The sequence below is a fragment of the Mucilaginibacter sp. genome, assembly GCF_025359345.1.
Lineage (GTDB): Bacteria > Bacteroidota > Bacteroidia > Sphingobacteriales > Sphingobacteriaceae > Mucilaginibacter.
The window spans coordinates 137,055-156,933 of the sequence record NZ_JANYGQ010000025.1 but is presented as its reverse complement, the minus strand read 5'-3'; the positions used below and the strand labels follow the sequence as shown (position 1 = coordinate 156,933).

General features: G+C 44.1%; 14 protein-coding genes. 7 read left to right on the top strand and 7 right to left on the bottom strand.

Annotated features, from left to right (window positions below):
• The first annotated feature begins 41 nt into the window (after nucleotides 1-41).
• Nucleotides 42-1,418 (top strand): aspartate kinase, encoded by a 1,377-nt coding sequence (locus tag Q0R52_RS15880; protein WP_295795992.1) that lies wholly within the window; start codon nucleotides 42-44, stop codon nucleotides 1,416-1,418.
• 81 nt (nucleotides 1,419-1,499) lie between these two features.
• Here the strand turns inward: Q0R52_RS15880 and Q0R52_RS15875 are convergent, their stop codons facing one another.
• Nucleotides 1,500-2,936: a glycoside hydrolase family 30 beta sandwich domain-containing protein gene (locus tag Q0R52_RS15875; RefSeq protein ID WP_295795991.1), complete on the bottom strand. Its 1,437-nt coding sequence runs from the start codon at nucleotides 2,934-2,936 to the stop codon at nucleotides 1,500-1,502.
• Nucleotides 2,937-3,290: 354 nt separating this feature from the next.
• On the opposite strand from Q0R52_RS15875, the gene Q0R52_RS15870 reads away from it, so the two are divergent.
• Complete coding sequence (locus Q0R52_RS15870) at nucleotides 3,291-8,606, top strand: PKD-like domain-containing protein (protein WP_295795989.1); 5,316 nt, start codon at nucleotides 3,291-3,293, stop codon at nucleotides 8,604-8,606.
• Between the two features lie 5 nt (nucleotides 8,607-8,611).
• On the opposite strand, the gene Q0R52_RS15865 is transcribed toward Q0R52_RS15870, so the two are convergent.
• On the bottom strand, nucleotides 8,612-9,520 hold the full coding sequence (locus Q0R52_RS15865) for an ankyrin repeat domain-containing protein (RefSeq protein WP_295795987.1): 909 nt from the start codon (nucleotides 9,518-9,520) through the stop codon (nucleotides 8,612-8,614).
• Between the two features lie 98 nt (nucleotides 9,521-9,618).
• Between Q0R52_RS15865 and Q0R52_RS15860 the strand changes: the two genes are divergently transcribed.
• Both Q0R52_RS15860 and tsaA read left to right on the top strand, forming a co-directional pair.
• The gene (locus tag Q0R52_RS15860; protein ID WP_295795985.1) at nucleotides 9,619-10,086 is read left to right on the top strand and encodes a carboxymuconolactone decarboxylase family protein; all 468 of its coding nucleotides are present in this window, start codon (nucleotides 9,619-9,621) and stop codon (nucleotides 10,084-10,086) included.
• A gap of 153 nt (nucleotides 10,087-10,239) precedes the next feature.
• Nucleotides 10,240-10,635, top strand: a complete 396-nt coding sequence (gene tsaA, locus Q0R52_RS15855) for a tRNA (N6-threonylcarbamoyladenosine(37)-N6)-methyltransferase TrmO (protein WP_295795983.1) — start codon at nucleotides 10,240-10,242, stop codon at nucleotides 10,633-10,635.
• 43 nt (nucleotides 10,636-10,678) lie between these two features.
• Here the strand turns inward: tsaA and Q0R52_RS15850 are convergent, their stop codons facing one another.
• Complete coding sequence (locus Q0R52_RS15850) at nucleotides 10,679-11,110, bottom strand: hypothetical protein (RefSeq protein ID WP_295795981.1); 432 nt, start codon at nucleotides 11,108-11,110, stop codon at nucleotides 10,679-10,681.
• 318 nt (nucleotides 11,111-11,428) lie between these two features.
• On the opposite strand from Q0R52_RS15850, the gene Q0R52_RS15845 reads away from it, so the two are divergent.
• Nucleotides 11,429-13,417 (top strand): HRDC domain-containing protein, encoded by a 1,989-nt coding sequence (locus tag Q0R52_RS15845; protein WP_295795979.1) that lies wholly within the window; start codon nucleotides 11,429-11,431, stop codon nucleotides 13,415-13,417.
• Nucleotides 13,418-13,491: 74 nt separating this feature from the next.
• On the opposite strand, the gene Q0R52_RS15840 is transcribed toward Q0R52_RS15845, so the two are convergent.
• The 4 genes from Q0R52_RS15840 to Q0R52_RS15825 all read right to left on the bottom strand — a co-directional run bounded on the left by Q0R52_RS15840 (nucleotide 13,492) and on the right by Q0R52_RS15825 (nucleotide 16,858).
• Nucleotides 13,492-14,127, bottom strand: coding sequence for a hypothetical protein (locus tag Q0R52_RS15840; RefSeq protein WP_295795978.1), 636 nt, complete (start codon nucleotides 14,125-14,127; stop codon nucleotides 13,492-13,494).
• Nucleotides 14,128-14,273: 146 nt separating this feature from the next.
• Complete coding sequence (locus Q0R52_RS15835; RefSeq protein ID WP_295795976.1) at nucleotides 14,274-15,314, bottom strand: HAMP domain-containing sensor histidine kinase; 1,041 nt, start codon at nucleotides 15,312-15,314, stop codon at nucleotides 14,274-14,276.
• Nucleotides 15,289-16,077: a tetratricopeptide repeat protein gene (locus tag Q0R52_RS15830; RefSeq protein WP_295795974.1), complete on the bottom strand. Its 789-nt coding sequence runs from the start codon at nucleotides 16,075-16,077 to the stop codon at nucleotides 15,289-15,291. The genes Q0R52_RS15835 and Q0R52_RS15830 overlap by 26 nt, the downstream gene beginning before the upstream one ends.
• 64 nt (nucleotides 16,078-16,141) lie before the next feature.
• Nucleotides 16,142-16,858, bottom strand: a complete 717-nt coding sequence (locus tag Q0R52_RS15825; RefSeq protein WP_295795972.1) for a LytTR family DNA-binding domain-containing protein — start codon at nucleotides 16,856-16,858, stop codon at nucleotides 16,142-16,144.
• Nucleotides 16,859-17,006: 148 nt separating this feature from the next.
• Between Q0R52_RS15825 and Q0R52_RS15820 the strand changes: the two genes are divergently transcribed.
• Together Q0R52_RS15820 and Q0R52_RS15815 are read left to right on the top strand one after the other, a co-directional pair.
• Entirely contained in the window at nucleotides 17,007-18,071 is a 1,065-nt protein-coding gene (locus Q0R52_RS15820) for a hypothetical protein (protein WP_295795970.1), read from the top strand.
• Nucleotides 18,072-18,090: 19 nt separating this feature from the next.
• The gene (locus Q0R52_RS15815; RefSeq protein WP_295795967.1) at nucleotides 18,091-19,878 is read left to right on the top strand and encodes an IPT/TIG domain-containing protein; all 1,788 of its coding nucleotides are present in this window, start codon (nucleotides 18,091-18,093) and stop codon (nucleotides 19,876-19,878) included.
• Nucleotide 19,879: the final 1 nt, after the last annotated feature.

Below are 19,879 nucleotides of genomic sequence, written 5' to 3'. Positions count from 1 at the left end.
CGGCACCAATTTAGCGCTTCGCTACAGAAGCTTAGTTCAAAATGTTAACAGTAGAAAAAATCGGCGGTACATCCATGTCCGCATTAAAAGATGTAATCCAAAACATCATCCTCTTTAACCGCAGCGGCGAGCACTTGTACAACCGCATTTTTGTAGTATCGGCATTTTCGGGGGTTACCAACCTGTTGCTCGAAAATAAGAAAACCGGCGAGCCCGGCGTTTACCACAACCTGGCAAATTTTAAAGATTTTCATAAACCACTGAATGAGTTGGTAATAAAGCTTAAGCAAATAAACAAAACCTACGAAGATTTGGGTTTGAACATTGTTGAGGCTGACGCATTTATTGAAAAACGTATACAAGATGCACAAACCTACCTGGAGAACCTTGCTAACATCCTATCGTCGGGCTATGTGAGCAGCGAGGGTATTTTACAGGCCGCACGGGAGATTTTGGCATCTATTGGTGAAAGCCATTCGGCCTTCAACTTTAGCAATATTTTGCAGCATATGGGCATTAATGCCACCCTGGTTGATTTGAGTGGCTTTAACGATCACCACTCCTACACTATCGACCAGCGCATTAAACGCGACCTGCAACATATTGATTTTGAGAAAACTATATGCATTGTTACCGGCTACGCCAAAGGCACTGAAGGTATTATGCGCGAATTTGACCGTGGTTATTCCGAAGTTACGTTCAGTAAGATAGCCGTGGCTGTTAAACCCGAGGAAGCCATCATCCACAAAGAATACCATTTATGCACTGCCGACCCTGTTTTAGTTGGTGTCGACAATTGCTACCCTGTAGGAAACACCAATTACGATGTTGCTGATCAGCTGGCCGATGTGGGCATGGAAGCCATTCACCCAAAGGCATCAAAGCCATTGGAAATCAATGATATAAACCTTCGAATTAAAAACACATTCGACCCTGAGCACCCCGGAACGCTAATAACCCGCGAATATATTTGCGAACACAAGCGCGTTGAAGTTATTACCGGCACTGATAAAGTAATTATCATCGACATTTACGACCCATCAATGGTGGGCACGCCGGGAAGTGACCTGGAGATTATGCAGTTATTCTATAATCACAACATCAGCTATAATTTTAAGGCTACCAATGCCAACAGCATATCGATAGTGATTTGGGAGAAAGATTTCAGTAAAAAACTGATACACGAGTTGGAAGATAAATTTGAGAAAGTGACCGTTGAAAAAGCGGCGATGGTTTGCCTGATAGGCTCTAACATGGATAGGCCCGGACTACTGGCTAAATCTGCGATGGCGCTTGCTGACAAACATATCAATATTAAGAGTGCCGGCTTCGCTTTGCGAAAAGTAAATATCCAGTTCTTAATTGACAGGGAGGACTTTGATACTGCCATAATCGCTTTGAACAAAGCGATGGGGTAATAAAATCGACAGCCTGATGTATCTTTACGTACATCAGGCTGCTGATTTACAAGGAGTATTTGTCTTTAATTTGTCAAAATCTTAATTTAAAACATAAGTACCCACAGCACCTGCGTTTAATGCCGACGACACCGCTTTTTTGCCAAAGGCAATTCTAAAGCTGCGCGATGACGAGTCGTCATTATAAACTATCAGTACCAGTTTACCATCGGGGTTAACAAATGCAACGTTTGGTAGACCCGGCAATAAATTTGATTCCACCCTTTTTGAGCCCGGTCTCACAAATTTGGCGGCATGAGCAATAATATAATATGCCGGGTTACGGGTAACGTCGTCGCCTGTTATTGTTATAGCCCCTAAACAGCGGTCGCAGCCCCCGGGGGTATGCGGTTCCTGGTTTTGGTCGGCAGCCAAATTCCATTCAATCACATTGCGGCTCCAGTTGCGGGTAGCACCAATAATAATTTCCTTAACGTGAAATTTTAATTCATTTTTAAGGTTGCCCGGCGACCCAACCCACTGCTCAGTAAAGTATAAAGCCTTGTCAGGATGCGCGTTATGCACAGTCGATAAAGCATCGATTTTACCGCCATATAAATGAAACGCCGAACCATCTACATATTTAGCGGCTTCTTTATTATCTAAGATCGATATCGGATAATCGGGCCTGTCGGCGTTATGATCGTACAGGATAATTTTTGTTTTGAGTTCAGCAGCCGCTAACGCCGGGCCTAAATTATTGGCAATAAAATCAGCCTGTTGTGGTGCTTCCATCACCATACTGGGGTTGTTTTTGGGGTTGAGCGGTTCATTTTGAATGGTTAAAGCATCAATTCTTATCCCGCGCGCTGCCATGCCGTTAATATATTTAACGAAGTATTGGGCGTAGGTTTTATAATACTCCGGTTTCAAATTGCCGCCATATGTTTCTTCATTGGTTTTCATCCAGGCCGGTGGCGACCATGGTGATATCAATATTTTTATCTTCGGATTTATAGCCAGTATTTGTTTTAAAACCGGTATCAAATTTCCTTCATCGTTTGCAAGGCTGAATTTTTTCAGCTCGGGGTCGTTTTCACTTTTTGGCAAATCATCGTACGAAAAAACATGGTCGTCCAAATCAGACGAGCCCACACTTATCCTCAAATAACTTACACCAATGGCATTGCCTTGAGTTGTAAATAACTCATGTAAAAGTTTTGCCCTGCCAGCCGGTGTCATTTTGTTTATCAGCATGGCACTGCCCCCGGTTAGCGCATACCCAAAACCATCGATAGATTGATAAGCCTGCAATTTGTTGATCTTTATGGTTGGCGACTGATTTGAAACTCCCGACTGTACAACTTTTTCCCGTTTAAATAATATTGAGTCTGTTGGATCTGTAAGCCATAACTCAACGGCGTCATTGGTACCGACGGCACTTTTTTTATACTTATTTGCTGTCGTCTGACAAAAACCGTCAGTTAGCAAAAATGTTGAAAGCAGCAACGCAAGCGTGGTTCTGAAAATTGCAGGCATGATATAGTTAATTACTGGTTGTAAAATAGTGGCGGGCTAATATAAGTAAAACGGCAATCTGAAATCATCTCGTCGCCGTTTTAATATACTTTGGTTAATATAAGCATCTCCGCATCGGTTTATTAACATCGGCAGCCTTGTCTTGGTAACTTCCGTGTATTAAGTTTGTTACGTCTCTTTTGTTTTTTGTACTTTTACTTAATAATTAACTGCCAATATTCTTAACAGTTAAACGTGCTAATAACTAAACAAATACGGGCAATATTCCGTATTAAAGTTAATTTATTATTTAGCACAGGCAGCTAATTACTTTATTTAGCCGTATCTGAAAGGGAAAAACACTCATTAACGTTTATGAGGAATTACTTACTTGTTCTTGTTTGTTTATTGTTATCACTAAGCGGCTACAGCCAATGCGCGCAGGGTGTTAATGTATCTGCTTCAAACACAAGTATTTGTTCGGGCAATAGCGTTTTGTTAACCGCCACGCCTTCGGGCGGCAACGGCCCCTTTACATATGTATGGAGCAACGGCGCCAGCGGCCCGACAACCACCGTAAACAAAGAAGGCACCTACAGCGTTACGGTAACATCGCCGGGTTGCCCGGGTGTTAGCGGTAATATTACCATAAGTGTAGGTGTAAGCCCCAATGCACCCACCGTAACCGGCAATACTTTGGTTTGCCCCGGTACATCGGCCACACTGACTGCCAGCGGCCCCGGCGGCGCTTACCAATGGTACGATGCGCCCACCGGAGGTACCTTTCTATTTAGTGGCGACACCTATGTAACCCCAGCCATTAACTCGGGGATAACTTTTTATGTACAAACCACGATAAACGGCTGCCCAAGCCTGCGTACCCCGGTTTTTGTTAATGCAACGGGTAACCCGACTGTAAAAGATGCGACAGTTTGCTTCGGGAATGGAACTACGTTAACTGCAAGCGGAGGCAGCAGTTACGAATGGTATAGCTCGGCAAGCGGAGGCAGCCCAATAGCCAGCGGCGCGAATTTTGTAACGCCGCCGTTAACGACCAGCACCATCTATTATGTGGTAGCAGTAATAAGTGGATGTACCAGTGCCCGCACCCCAGTGAATGTAACCGTAACGCCTGCGCCGCAAACACCAGTTGTGCAGGGAACATCGGTTTGTGCCGGGTCAAAAGCCAGCCTGCATGCTACGCCAGGGCCGGGCATTTTTGCCTGGTATGATGTACCAAGCGGTGGTACTGCCCTTATTTTAAGCCCCGATTATACAACACCACCCTTAAATGTCAGCACAACCTACTATGTTGAAAATTCAATAAATAACTGCGTAAGTTCGCGGGTACCCGTTACGGTTACGGTTACTCCTATCCCAGCAGCTCCTGGCGATCAGATACAAACTACCTGCAAAGGGTCGTCGATTTTACTTACTGCCTCAGCCTCGCCACCAGCAACCGGTACCTACGAGTGGTATGATTTACCCGCAGGCGGAACGCTGTTGCAAACCGGGCTCACCTATCAAACACCGGTACTTAACTCCACAACAACCTACTATGTGTTGTATAACAATGGTGGCTGCACAAGTGCCCGCTCAAAGGTAACCGTGGTTATAAACCCGCCTCCCGCCGCACCATCGGTAGCAGGTGCAATTATTTGCAATGGCTCAACAACTACCTTAACAGCTACAGGGCCCGGTGGATCTTACCAATGGTTTGATGTTGCCTCTGGTGGCGTACCATTGTTTACAGGCACTGCCTTTACTACCCCGGCACTAACCGTAACAACTAAATATTATGTACAAACAACTATAAGCGGTTGCGTTAGCCCCCGTAAAGCTGTAACTGTTACAGTTACCCCAGTAGTGAACCCGCCAAGTGCCGCCAATACGTCAACCTGTTCGGGTAGCCCGGCTTCGTTGACAGCGTCAGGCAGTACCGGGACTTACCAATGGTATGACGCTGCAACCGGGGGCACCCAGTTGGCGACAGGACAGGCATATACGACCCCGCCGTTAATAACAACTACAACTTATTACGTTCAAACAACCGTTAATGGCTGCACAAGTGCGCGCAAGGCAGTAACTGTAACAATAAATCCCGTTCCGACAGCGCCAACGGCATCGGGCACAAACGTTTGCTCAGGATCAAAAGCAACTTTAACAGCCACTGCAGCAAGCGGCAGTATCGAATGGTATGATGCACCGGCTGCCGGCAACCGGGTTAAAATCGGCCCGACCTTCATAACCCCTGCATTAATTGCAACTACCACTTACTATGTACAAAGTGTAGCAGGATCATGCATAAGCAGCCGCACACCAGTTACTGTAACAGTTGGCTCAACAATAACACCACAATTTAAATATCCGGCAGGTTCGGTTTGTTCGCTTACACCCGGTACAATTGCCCCTACCATTTTTGAGCCAGCAGGAGGCACATTCAGCGCATCACCGGCGGGGTTAATTATAGACCCTACAACAGGAGCGATAACAATAAGTAGCAGCACGCCCGGAATTTATACCATCACTTTTGTTGGGAAAGGCAGTTGCTCGACCCCGGAAAAAGCCAGATTCAAAATTTTTACAGTTGCTAATTCGTCGTTCTCCTATAGCAGCCCGAATTTCTGCCAGGATGCTGCGAACCCACTCCCGAACTTTGGTTTACTTGGCAGCGGTGGCAATTTTACCGCTACGCCGGCAGGTTTGGTTATTAACAGCGCTACAGGCGAAATTGACCTAAAAAAAAGTATTCCACAGAAATATACGGTAACAAATACTATTACGGCTACCGGTGGGTGTAGTGGAAGTACCTCGAGCACAGATGTTACCGTTGAACAGGCGGCAACCGTTAGTGCCGGGCCCGATCAAACTGTTACGGCAGGCAGCGCGGTTCAACTGGCAGGCACCGTAAGCGGTGTTCCCAAGGGTACATGGTCGGGCGGTACGGGCTCGTTTTCAAATACCACAATACCTAACCCTGTTTATACACCAGGTGCCGGCGAGCTATCCGCTACGCTTACTTTTACCTCTGATGATCCGGCTGGCTCATGTGGGCCAAAGTCGGATAAAATGACCATAACTTTTAAAAACGGGCCTTTTGCCCCAACAGTTACGGGTAATTCAACCTGTTTAGGCAGCAGCGCAAATTTAAGTGCAATTGCGCCCGGAGGGACTTACAAATGGTACGACGCGCTGGTTGCCGGTAACTTGTTATTTACCGGCGCCAACTTTACAACGCCTGTGTTAATGGTTAATACCACCTACTATGTTGAGGCTGTAAATAGCCTTGGTGTTACCAGCCCGCGTACAACTGTGCTCGTAACCGTTAATAATATTCCTGCAGCGCCGGTTGTGCCACCAGCACCAATATGTGCGGGTAACACTGCTATACTTATTCCTGCTGATTTAACCGGAAATTTTGAATGGTACGATGCGGCGGCCGGTGGAAACCTTTTATCAAAAAACAGCACCTATACTACGCCTGCCCTAACAACAAATCAAACTTATTATGTGCAGGTAACCATTAATGGTTGTACCAGCCCGCGGACACAGGTAGATGTAACGGTATCGGCGCTTCCCAATGTAACAAGTGCATCCACAGGTACTGTTTGTAGCGGCAATGCTTTAAACTATACCATAACAGCAGATATTGCAGCTGCTACCTTTTTGTGGAGCCGGGCGGCCGTTGCTGGTATAAGTAATGCACCGGCGGCAAACCAATCCAGCAATACCATTACCGAAATTTTATTAAATACAAGCGGTGCTGCTGTAAATGTCGCCTACATTATAACCCCAATAAATAATGGCTGCCAGGGTACTCCATTTAAATACGCGGTCACCGTTTATCCAACCCCAATAGTTACAAGCGGACAGCCGCCTGCCATATGCAACGAAGCACCTGTGAATTATGATATTACTTTTAATACCGCTGCAGATTTTGAGTGGAGCCGGGCTGCAGTACCGGGGATAACGAACGCGGCAGTCTCTGGACAAAACACAGCTACCATTCGCGAAACTTTAATTAATACTACGGATGCACCAATCGTTGTTAAATATATCATCACATCACAAACACTAACCTGTACCGGTATTCCGTTTGAGCTGGATGTAACGGTGAACCCATCGGTGAAGGTAACAAGTGCAGACGCCGGAGAGGCATGTAGCAACGTGCCGCAAAATTACGTAATATCTTCAAACATACCATCGGCAACATATATTTGGAGCCGGCTTGCAGTACCAGGTATCACCAATCCAACTGTAACCAATCAAACGTCATCAACCATTACGGAGACACTTGTAAACCACACTCCTGTTTCCATCAATGTATATTATGCTATTACGCCTTTTGCGAATGGGTGTCCCGGAAAAAGTTTCACGCTGGCGGTGTTTGTTCACCCGCAGCCAGATAAACCTGTTGCTAATACTAATGCACCTATATGTGTTGGCAGTACTTTGCAATTACGTACAGGTGATGTTGCTGGCGGTGCATTTATGTGGACAGGCCCTAATGGTTATTCATCTACCGACCAAAATCCGGATATCCCCAACGCATCGGTCGCTAACACTGGTGTTTATAGTTTAACTGTTACCGTTAATGGCTGCTCGAGCGAGGTATCAACAACACAGCTTGTGGAAATAAGAACACCTGGATTAGCCAACGCAGGCCCAGACCAGATCGTTTGTATAACAGACCCGGAAATTATATTAGCCGGCACCGTAAAGGGTGGAAGAGGAACAGGGATATGGTCGTCGCACAGTACCAATGCCGGAACATTTTCATCACTTACAGATTTAAATGCACACTATAAGCCATCTCAGGACGAAAAGAACGACGGCCAGGTTACTTTTACGCTCACTTCGACCAGCGACGATAATTGTACAATTTCTACAGACGATGTTACCGTTTTTTTCGGGCCTCTACCTGCTGTAAAAGCCGGGCCCGACCAAGCCGTCTGCGAACAGACGCCAACTATACAATTAGCCGGCTCGCCTATACTTGCGGGAACCCAGGCCCAGTGGACGTCCACCGGCCCAGGAGGAAGCTTTACACCATCGGCAACAGACTACAATGCAAATTATCTTCCCAGCGCGGCTGACGTAAAAGCCGGATTTGTTAACCTGGTGCTACATGTCACTAACCCAGGGCCGTGCCAGATTGAAACTGATACCATGAAGATAACGTTTATCCCGCCTGCAAAAGTTACTGCCGAAAAGTTACGATATGTACTACGCAATCGCACAATTACGCTGCACCCAAATGTAAGTGATAACAATGTGCAATACTTATGGACGCCCAATATTGATATAAGCGATAATAAAATAAAAAATCCGATAATAACAGGTATTGTTGACCGCACTTATACGCTTACGGTTACAGACAGCCGCGGGTGCGTAAGCAGCGACTCAACTATGGTAAAGGTTTCGCCGGAGGTTGTAGTGCCTAATACTTTTACGCCCAATAGTGATGGCGTGAACGACTTATGGAACATACAAGGCTTAATTGCATACACCGAAGCCACCGTTGATATATTTACCCGCTACGGCCAAAAGGTATATCACTCTATCGGCTATGATAAACCCTGGGACGGGATATACAACGGCAAACAGTTGCCGGTGGGGGTTTATTATTACGTAATAGATACCAAACTCTTCAACCAGGTGCTTTCGGGCAATGTTACGTTGATAAGATAAAGGTGCTAGTTTAGGCCTGAAAGATAGGCTTCTATAACTGCGTACTCCTTTTGATGTTGCTCGTCAGTATCTTCAGTCTGCATGTATTTAGCCCAACCCAATGGTGTTCCGCCGTATGCTTTGTCTGTAAGGTCGAGCCTGGCCCCTGCTTTAACCAGCAGCTTCACTGAATCCAGCGAACGTGAGCATACGGCCTGGTGAAGCGGCGTTGCATGCGTATGGAAACCCGTGCCGTTTTTCGGATAATCATTAGGGGCGACACCGATGCTCAACAAATAGGCTATCATATCAGTTTTACCATAAAATGCAGACATCGCCAGCGCTGCCAATTTTTCGTCGTCAGCTGCAACGAGGGCAAGGCGGGTAACCTCATCCGACCAACCGAGGCCAATTGCGGTACCAAGCGTTAGTTTGCCGCCTCGTTTTATAAGATGAGCGGCAGCCTCAATGTTACCATTGGCAAGCGCGCCCGAACCACCACCGGGCGTGGCCCCGGCGTCAATTAGAACATCCATTAGCTGTATTTGTACACCACATTCCCGGGGTATCCGTCCGGTAGTTACCAGGCCTAGCGCATAATCAAGTTGCTTTTGAACGGTGTCGGGTGCATGTTTCTTTATTTCAGCTATAAGCAAAGCAGTAACCTCGACAATATTAGCCGGAAGTTTTTCATTGCGGATGGGATTGTCGGCGATAAACCATAGAAGATACGGGTTGTCGAAATAATCACCCGATGGGTAGTTTAGTCGTTCACTTATAAGGCGTGGATGCGCAGTTATCAAACCTTTCAGCACAGGGATATTGCCGCCGTCAACAGCCGCAATTGCTTCAAGAAATAAAGCGTCGCTAATTTTCGAGATGTTCATTATTATATCCTTCGAAATTTTATTACCTGCTAATAAGTGAGTTAGCATTCCTTAATATCAAATTTAAAAAAAGATTATTCAAAACGTTCATTTCCGCGAATCTCATCCATCATTGAGGTATAAATAACAAAATAAATATTACGAAAATGGAACCAAGAATTAATTTGTTTGAAAAAGGACAGAATGCGTTTAAAGCTATGTATGGTTTGGGAAGCTATCTTGCTAAATCGCCAATTGAAAAATCGCTTTTAGATTTAATTTACTTTAGGGTATCGCAAATTAACGGATGCGGATTTTGCCTGGATATGCACTCAAAGGATTTACGCGCTAAAGGCGAAACCGAACAACGCCTTTATGTTATGGATGCCTGGCGCGATACTCCTTTTTTTACCGACCGGGAAAGGGCTGCGCTCACCTCGGCCGAGGCTCTAACCAAATTAACCGATAACACCGTTTCTGACGAGGTTTTTGAACAGGCAAGCAGCCAGTTTACCGAAGACGAACTGGTTGATTTAACCGTTGCTGTTAATACTATTAACAGTTATAACCGTATCAATATTGCGTTTCGTCCGTTGGTTGGCACCTACAAGGTCGGCGATTTTGGCAGTCACTAAATGCAAACCTTATAATAATTAATAATCATGTAAAAAGGTGCTCCGGGTAATGGAGTATCTTTTTACATTTTATTTAACCGGATAATTTAATACGTTTAATTTAGATTCGATAACGTCGGGGTAGGCTTTGTATAAATATTTGTTAAATAGACTATGGATGCAACAATAAAATATATCGGCAAAATAAATTCGGTGTTAAAAACTATTGAAGATTGCCCGTTGCAGGGTAACGAAAATGCGCCGGATGCGGAAGTGATTATCTACCCGGAATTTATAGAAGGTATTAAAGACATAAAACCAGGCGCCGAAATTTTGCTACTAACCTGGCTGCATGCCGCCGACAGTAGCGTTATAAAATGCTACCCGCGCAATAACGTAGATGCCCCGGTTGTTGGCGTCTTTTCAACACGGTCGCCAGCCCGGCCTAACCCCATCGGCATCCACCCGGTAACGGTTATTGATCTATCGGCAGACGGCGTAATTAAAGTAGCCGGCCTTGAGGTGCTTGATCAGACGCCTGTAATTGATATTAAGCCAGTACTTAGATAGCTTTCCAGATGCTGTTTTTTTAGTATATGCAATAACCTGCTATTCATTTTATCCGGTCGGATAAAAGTTTCACGTATGTTTTGGCATCCGATACTAAATCCCCTATTTCTTTAACCGATGGATTTTCGCCCATTCGCTTTTTGCCTTTGAGTTTTATATCAATTGCTTGCCCATTATCTAAATAATACCGACCTTCAAAAGCAGGAACTGTCTTGCCGTGGTCCAGCCCGCCATGCTTATCTTTCGAAAAATCTTCCTCGGTCTCGTAAATGAAGGCTATCTTACCCTTTTTATTAAAGTAAAAACTGTACTGACGTATACAATATGAAAGGCCTGCCCAATAATCAATTTTACAAATCGATTTCCCGTTGATGTATCCGGTTAACGAAAGGCCGCCATCGGGCATTTCTTGCGAAACGTCTTCATTCTCCAGTTTAATAATTTTTAATGTTTTATCGGTATTGATTTTTTCCACTGTCTGGCGAATGTTTTTTATGATGATATTGTTTGCCTGACCGTTGGCATTGGACATGACTGCAACCAGTAACGAAACTATTATTAATAATTTTAGACCACTGCGAATTTTTATTAAGACCATATGATACTTTGATATTATTTGAATTAAAAATAAGCTTTTATTTTACACGAAACTCGGGTGTAGAAAACTAAAAAACAACATCGCTTATAAGCATCTAACCAATGGGTGAATTCAGCTATCAAACTAACTTTACAGCGTCTATTTTGTTAATAAAAACAGGTTAAAAACTAAAAATATTAGTATAACTTTACCACAATGAACCCGGTAATGCAATTAGCTTTCGACTACGTTGAATCAACCAACACAGTGGTTTTCCTGACTGGTAAAGCTGGCACAGGTAAAACAACATTCCTACAACAAATAAGGCAGAATTGTAAAAAGAAACTCGCCGTTGTTGCTCCAACAGGCGTTGCAGCGATTAATGCCGGGGGGATGACCATCCATTCGCTGTTTCAAATTCCTTTCGGCCCTATTATACCTTCGGGAGATGCAAAGCCGGACGCATATTACAGCGCCGAGAAAAGAGAATTACTGGAAAATCTTGAACTGCTTATTATAGACGAGGTAAGCATGGTAAGGCCTGATGTACTCGATCAAATAGACCTTATACTGCGCAACATAAAGGAATGTCCATCGCCATTTGGCGGCGTGCAATTACTGCTTATCGGCGATCTTTCACAATTGAGCCCGATTATAAGGGACGAAGAGTGGATTATGTTGAGCAGGTATTATTCCACCCCGTATTTTTTCAGCAGCATAGTTATGCAGAAAGCGCCCTATGTGCGCATTGAACTCGACCATGTATACCGCCAAAAAGAACAGGCATTTGTCGATATTTTGAATGAGGTGCGCAACCAGTCCATCAGCCCCAAAAGCCTGGAACTGCTGAATGCGAGGCACCAGCCGGGTTTTCATCCCGCCAAAGATGACCCATATATAACTTTAACTACCCATAATGGGCTTGCTCAGCAAATCAATAGCGAATTTGTTGAAGCGCTGGAAGGTGATGAGTCTGAATTTACGGCAACAATAAGGGGCGAATTTCCGAAAGACGCCTATCCAACCGAAACCAGCCTCAAGCTAAAAGTTGGCGCACAAGTGATGTTTGTAAAAAACGATAGCTCGGCTGAAAAGCTTTATTACAATGGGAAAATAGGTACCGTTACCAAGCTCGCGGCCGACACTGTTTTTGTTCAATGCGGAGAAAGCAAAGAAATTGCCGTGCAGGCCGTTGAGTGGACGAACGTTAAATACCAATTGGAAGAGCAGCAGATCAGCGAAACGACTGCCGGCAGCTTCGCCCAAATACCATTAAAGCTGGCCTGGGCAATTACAATTCATAAAAGCCAGGGATTAACTTTCGACAGGGCTATTATTGATGTGAGCGAGGCGTTTGCCCATGGTCAAACCTATGTGGCTTTGAGCCGCTGTCGCAGCCTTTCGGGAATGGTACTGCGTAATCCCATCACTGCAAATAATATCATTGGTGATCCGGCAGTGGGGCGTTTTAATGAACAGGCAAAGCAGTTGCAGCCTGATGCTCAAAGGCTGGAACGCGACCGCGAACTTTACCGGCAGTTTCTGCTGGCGGAGTTGTTTGATTTCGGTGGCCTAAAAAGAAAATATAAAGGATTTGAAGAACTTATCCCTGATCTCGATCCGGCTATTACCGACGTGGCGGAAAAATTTGTTCGGAGGTTATCGTTGTGTGATAATGACCGCATAAAAACGGCCGCTGCTTATTTTCTCGGTAAGCTGCGGGAGACGATAGAAAACCTTCATATTCAACTACCTGCATTTATAGGTCAATCGAAAGAAAAAGCCACCAAAGCCGACCAGCTCATTAATTGGGCCATGGCGCGTATTTCGCTTATGGAGCATTTTTCTGCATCAGATTTTACCAGCGATATTTATCTCGGCTTAAAAAAATATTTACCAGCCAACAAATTGGGCGCATACCTGCAGGCGTTGAACGCCAAACCCAACGAAAAACTTTTTTTCCAGTTGATAACCTGGCGGGATACTGTTGCTGCCAAAGACAACATTATGCCCAACATGGTATTATCCGAAAAGACATTGGAGACCATTGCCGAAAAGCTGCCGCCGGTGCTCAAAGCGTTGAGTGCTGTTAAAGGCGTAGGTCCGCAAAAGGCGGCTCAGTACGGGGCTGAAATTATAGCATTTATCCGTGCTTATGAATACGAAATGCAAGGGCAGGATGTGCAGCAGGCTAGTTTGTTTTAAGTTGCTAAAATTTCATACAAGCTTGTTACCCTTTAAGCCCCATTTCAAATGTCCCCAGCGCTATGTGCCTTATTTTAAATACTTTGCACAAAACTACCAGTAGCAGCATCATAGGTAACCGTTGCTGCAAATATGCCATTAGCAAACGTAATTGTTGTCGATTGGCTTATAACACCGCTTTCTGTCGACGGGTCAACAATTTCTCCCGCCGCGATGTTGCTTGCAAGGAAAATGATTAGCTGTGTTGTCGGCCTGAAAATAGCATGCTGTGCAAGCGGGATAAATTGCGAATTGAGCAGGGCTTTGTCAATAGCTGTGCCATTTACCAAAACTGCTTGCACCAAACCAAATGTAAGGTCGGTGCCCGGAGAATATTGATTGGTAACCTGGTAAGCATCCGGCCCGATAGGTACCGGGGTGGGCTGCGAAAAGGCGCCAGTCTTATCAAACGTGTAATTTTGTGAAGGCTGTGCTGCTTGTTCGGTAAAGCTTGTTACCACTACAACGCCACTGTTGTTGGTTACCGATGCGTAAACAGAATACGTCTCGTCATCCCAGGTCACAGCGTTACTCTCAAAAGGAGGAAAACTGACCCACGAAAAAGGAGCCTCGCCCTCCACTGTTTTAATTAAAATGATATTTTCTTTGGCGGCATAAATTGTTTGCAGGTCGGCGGCAGCGATGTTGATGTTTAATTGATAAGCAGGCATAAGGATAAAGGTTAAAGTTATTACTCAAAATAAAGTGAGCAATTATAATAAAAACTCATGTCAGTTTACAGTATTTAATATTAAGAATTTTGATTTTAGCTTCTTTAAAATATGCTCGATTATCAGTTCCCATTAGTTTGATTTATTTAACCCTGGACTAAACTGAAAGTTAAAACGAAACTTGTACCAGTGCCTTTTTTTGAGCTGAGGGTAATTGTGCAGCCGATTGTTTGTGCCATATCTTTCACAAGATTTAAACCCAGGCCGTGTTTGGCGCTTCCAATGGTCAGGTTTTCTTCAAAGTTTTTAACCTGCTCATCGGTCATTCCCGGCCCGTTATCGCTAATTGAAAGTTTAAATTGATCGCTTTCTTCCCACGCTTTCCAGGTAATAGTTGCGCCTGGTGTTCCCTTTAACGCATTGGCAGCATTTTGCGTAAGGTTATGCATAATTGTCTTTAGATAGTTCTCGTCGGTACGAAGGACAAGGTTTTCATCTGATTGGTAAATAAAATTGATACCGGTAGTTCCTGAGAAAAAGTCTTTCAAATAAGAGAATAAACCAGTAACGGCGACGGTCGTTTTTTCAGGGCTAAAATTTTCCATTTGCCCTTTACTCCATAAAAGTATTTCTTCCATCACCTCCAAAAGTGCAACAGCCGACTTAGTGATTTTTGATTCTTGTTCAGCTTTTTGTTCTTCGCTTAACAGGCGTGCCTCTCGTTTTTGCAATTGCAAAAAGTTCACCAGGCTAACAATCGGGCTCCGCAAATCATGCGTAATTATCGCAAAAAACTTCGCCTTCAGTTTATTTGCGCTATCAAGTTGCTCGTTTAATTTTGTTAGTGCAATATTCTTTTGTTTACGAACTGCGCTTAGTCGGTAATAAAGCCCTCCGATAATCAGCATTATTAGCAAACCGGCTAATAAAAGCAGAATGTTTCGCTGCTGGGATTGGGCCCGTATTTTTTGATTTAATATTTGCTGGTTCTTCTTTTGAATTTCATTCCTGCTTTCAAGTTCAGCAATTTTGTTTTTGTTTTGCTGTGAAAAAATGGAATCGGTAACATCCTGATAAAAGTTAAAGTTATCGTAAGCGCCTTTATAGTCGCCGTTATGGTATTGTAATTCAGATAATATTTCGGTGTAATACGCCTTATCTTCAATGTCGTTTCTCAGTTCCGTCATTTTTATAGCCTGCCTGATATACTTCTGGGCTATTTTTTAAATCTTTTACCGAATCGGCGAAAATTATAGAATCGGGCTTGATTGATTTTAAAGCCCCAAAACGTACCATATAAAAATAGGCTACTCCTAAATTCCCCGTATTAATTGAGATTAGTTCATCATCACCCGGATATTTGTCCCATATCCTTTTGGCGGCTAAATGTAGTTCGATACATTTCCGGTAGTTGTCTTTATAAATTGTGGCCATGTTTGAATATATCCCAGCCACCAGTTGCTCCTCCCCCAGTTGTTTAAAGATTGGCAATGCCTGATCATAGTATATTTTTGCCTGTAGCGGCATCCCGCGTCTAAGGTACGCCGACCCAATATCTCTCAGTACGCTGCCTTCACCCAACTTGTCGTTAATTTTTTTGTAAATCCTCAATGCATCAGCATCATACACACTATCGCGGTTATAATTCTTTTGAGCAAAAGCAATTATAGCCATGTGCTTATAGCAATTTGCGGTAAGCGAGTCGCTGTTTATACTTTGCGCTATGTTGAGGCTTTGCTGGTAACAATCCATCGCCGATATATAGTCGGACTTATTTGTGTATTGCTGCCCGAGGGCTATCAATTCAAATGCTTTTGTTACTTTATCGCCTGGCTTAATATGCGCTACCACCTGCTTTAAGGAATCAATCTTTTTATTAGCCTGGGGGTAAACAACAACTGAGGAACAAATAATCAGCAGGCAGATTACAATTGATGTTTTAATATTCATTATAAAAGGGGTATTGGTTTCTAACTGAGGAAATTAAACAATCGCGTAAATCATACTGCTTTTTTTATTGATACAGATTTTGCAATGTTTCTTTAAAGTTCCTTCCAACCGGTAACGTATAGTTATTTGCCAGTGTCACTTTTAGCGAATTGTATTGTTTTATATAATGTTTTTGAACTGCATAACTGCGATGGATCCGGATAAAATTCGCAAAGCCCCGCTCCTTAATCAAGTGACTCAACGATTCCAGAACCATATACCTTTTGCCCACGGTGTTGATACTGGTGTAGTCCTTCATTGCTTCCAAATAAATAACCTCGTGTAATTGCAGCTTAATTTGGCGGGTACCTTCTTTTATAAAAATGGTATCAGCACCCAATGTATGGGACAGTAGTTCAGATTTATTTCTTATCAAAAAATATTCCTGCAGGCGATTTATCATTTTTTCAAACCGCTCCGACGTAAATGGTTTTACAATGAAGTCAAAAGCCTCTACTTCAAAACCATCTAAAGCGTATTCCGGAAAACTGGTAATAAATACACAGGCAGGAATTTGCATTAGTTGCGCCCGCAGTTGCAAACCGTTTAATTCGGGCATATCTATATCCAGGAATAATACATCGGGCGCTAATTTTATACAGGCATCTAAAGCTTCTACAGATGAAGAATAGGCACCTAATACTTTAACCTGCGGATAGTCTTTAAGAAACGACAAAGTCATTAACCTGTCTACCAGGTCGTCATCTACTACTATGCACGTTATGTCGTTGTTATGAACCATGTTATCGTAATAAATTATGATAATGAACTGTTTTCAACCGGTAAAATTCTTTAACCAGCGTCACCGGGCGATTATTTATGTCGTTCGTAGAGTAGCACTTTTAAACGCCTGCCCGGATAGATAGATTTGAGATATAAATCTTATATCTATGAAAAAAATAAACCTTTTGCCGGTGTTGATACTGCTGTTATTACCCGCATTTGACGCTTATTCGCAGCAAAATAACAAAATAAGTATTTTTGATAAAGTTAATAATACGACAACAAAAGCGAGCAATTTAATTGCCGTATTTCAACCATATTTATTAAAAGCCAGGCAACTTTTTTACGACAGTAAACAACTTGCGGTGGATGTAAAAGCGGCATCAAAAAACGCACCCGGTAGCAATTCAAATAATCAAAGTTCTGCTGGCTACTCAAATTCAAGCGTTTCGGCATCGAACGCCCAGGGCAGTCAAGGCTCTTATTCAGCTAACGATGCCGGTAATACAGCAGGCGGCTCAGGCTCCTATTCATCCAATCAAAATACGAATAATAGCGCAAACCAATATAATCAAAATACGGCATTAAACAATAATAACAGCGTTTCCTCTCAAAATTACCTGGCCGGACAAAGTTTGCCCATCAATAATCCACAATCGGTAAATAATGATGGCACCGGCAATTTGGGCAACCAAAATAACGGCATATATGGCAATTGCCTGGATGTGATGACAGGCACGGTGATGGGCATGGGTGAAGCCGCACAAAAACCAAGTGCGGTTGACTTGATGTTTTTCGCACCAGCGGATGGTCAGAATACCTATTACCTGATGACACCTGGTTTTGCCAAAAACAATTCGACCGCGGGATACATGACCGAGCATGTTAGTGAACAGGCGATGCAGTGGAGTGATATTAATGAAAGCGAAGTGGCACTAACTAGGCTTACAATCGGGCAGTTTAATCAAATTCAAAACAACAGCCAAATTCAAAGTGCGGTGCGCAATGCACAGGGCTACGCCGCCTATTATGCATCGATTGGTCAAAAACTCGATGGACAAGTATTCGCAGTAAAAATGCAGATGGACAGCCGGGAAGTTTACGGATTGATGGCTGTGATTAAACAAATTGGCACCAGCGGTAGCAGCGGCTACCTGAAAATAAAAATAAAAGCAACGGGCATTGATACCAACAGCGATGGAACTGCAGATGCTAATGTTTATCAGCGCTAACTACCAAAAACATACTCTTATGAAAAAAATAATTAACTATTCATTTGTACTCGTTTTAACAGTCCTTTCAATATTTGTAGGCTGTAAAAAAAATAACCCTGTCCCGGCGCCGGCAATAACGGCCATTTCGCCATCAACTGGACTTGCCGGGATTGCGGTCACCATTAGCGGTTCTGGTTTCAGTACAACTGCCTCGGCTAATACCGTAAAATTTAACGGCGCGGCGGCCGTAGTTACATCGGCAAGCAGCGGCTCATTAGTCGTAACGGCGCCAGCCGGCGGACGCACCGGCACTGTAACTGTAAACACAACTGGCGGAACAGCTACTGGGCCTATATTTACCTATTTAATGGCACCTTCTATTACTGCCATTAACCCAGCTTCGGGTAAGGCGGGTTCGGCAGTAACAATTACGGGGGTTAATTTTGATGCTGTACCGGCTAACAACATCGTTAAATTTAGCGGCACTACCACGGCCATTACATCCGGAACAACAACCTCATTGGTTGTTACAGCTCCTGCGGGCGGCAGTACTGGCGCCGTAACAGTAACTACGCCAGGCGGCACCGCTACAGGGCCTGTATTTACTTATTTGCAGGCACCAACAATAACAGGCATTAGCCCCGCTTCGGCTACTGCGGGAACTCCGGTAACTATCACAGGGACAAATTTTGATGCCACCGTTGCCAATAACGATGTTAGTTTTAACGGGACGGCTGCCGTATTAACCAGCGCTACTGTAACGCAACTGGTGGTTACCGTGCCTACAGGCGGAACCTCGGGAAATGTAACTGTTACTACTCCGGGTGGCACATCAAATGCATTCGGTTTCACTTACGCTACCACCGGTCCTAATATATATGTGCTTGGTTCTGATACGAGGAACGGTTACGGCTACTGGAAAAACTTTGTGTTCACGCCTGTTGCGGACTGGTCAAACCCCTATTCGATGGTTGGCTCCGGCAATGATATTTATGTGGCCGGTCCATCTACAAGCGGCACCCCGACTTATTGGAAAAATGGCGCCGCAGTGCAACTTTCAGCACAAACGGGATTTACATTTTCCATTTTTGTTTCCGGTACCGATGTTTATTGCCTTGGCGCAATTGGAACCACATACTATACCTGGAAAAATGGTACGCCAACTGCACTAAACACTAATAGTGTAACTGTTATTGGTTCAAACGCGAGCTCATATTTAAACAATGCAATTGCCGTGAGTAACGGGGATGTGTATGTAGCGGGCTCACGATACCTGGCTGGCACCACCACACTAAAGGCAACTTATTGGAAAAACGGAAACCCCGTTGATATAACTGATGGTATACACACCGGCAGTGCGAAAGCTTCGGCTATATTTATTTCAGGTAGTGATATTTACGTGGCCGGTACTGAAGAAGTGCGCGACCCTGGCACCGGTGGCATTATCAACCAGGCCCCACGCCTTTGGAAGAATGGTGTTTCCATATCGCTTACCACCCCGGCAAACAGCCTATTTAACCGCGTATCCAGCATTTTGGTGAAGGGTGCAGATGTATACATTGGTGGGCAGTATAACGGAGCCGGGGCGGTCTGGAAAAATGGCACGATGATAAATACAAGCACCTACGCGCTTGCAGAAAATATTTCCTCGATATTCTTATACAATAACACCGACCTCTACGTAACCGGGGCTTCCTCCTCTTCTGGTAATAACTGCTACTGGAAAAATGGAAATTTTGTTGAAATGGACCCGGGATGTAATGTGGTAAGTCCAAGTTGTGCAAGAACGTCGGCCAACCAGGTAGTAGCTATTTATGTTAAATAAA

Coding starts and splice junctions, on each gene's coding strand:
- Q0R52_RS15825 (WP_295795972.1), bottom strand. CDS start 16,858: ATGGTTCATAACAACGACATAACGTGCATAGTAGTAGATGACGACCTG.
- tsaA (WP_295795983.1), top strand. CDS start 10,240: ATGGATGCAACAATAAAATATATCGGCAAAATAAATTCGGTGTTAAAA.
- Q0R52_RS15830 (WP_295795974.1), bottom strand. CDS start 16,077: ATGAATATTAAAACATCAATTGTAATCTGCCTGCTGATTATTTGTTCC.
- Q0R52_RS15840 (WP_295795978.1), bottom strand. CDS start 14,127: ATGCCTGCTTATCAATTAAACATCAACATCGCTGCCGCCGACCTGCAA.
- Q0R52_RS15860 (WP_295795985.1), top strand. CDS start 9,619: ATGGAACCAAGAATTAATTTGTTTGAAAAAGGACAGAATGCGTTTAAA.
- Q0R52_RS15880 (WP_295795992.1), top strand. CDS start 42: ATGTTAACAGTAGAAAAAATCGGCGGTACATCCATGTCCGCATTAAAA.
- Q0R52_RS15835 (WP_295795976.1), bottom strand. CDS start 15,314: ATGACGGAACTGAGAAACGACATTGAAGATAAGGCGTATTACACCGAA.
- Q0R52_RS15875 (WP_295795991.1), bottom strand. CDS start 2,936: ATGCCTGCAATTTTCAGAACCACGCTTGCGTTGCTGCTTTCAACATTT.
- Q0R52_RS15865 (WP_295795987.1), bottom strand. CDS start 9,520: ATGCTAACTCACTTATTAGCAGGTAATAAAATTTCGAAGGATATAATA.
- Q0R52_RS15815 (WP_295795967.1), top strand. CDS start 18,091: ATGAAAAAAATAATTAACTATTCATTTGTACTCGTTTTAACAGTCCTT.
- Q0R52_RS15820 (WP_295795970.1), top strand. CDS start 17,007: ATGAAAAAAATAAACCTTTTGCCGGTGTTGATACTGCTGTTATTACCC.
- Q0R52_RS15870 (WP_295795989.1), top strand. CDS start 3,291: ATGAGGAATTACTTACTTGTTCTTGTTTGTTTATTGTTATCACTAAGC.
- Q0R52_RS15845 (WP_295795979.1), top strand. CDS start 11,429: ATGAACCCGGTAATGCAATTAGCTTTCGACTACGTTGAATCAACCAAC.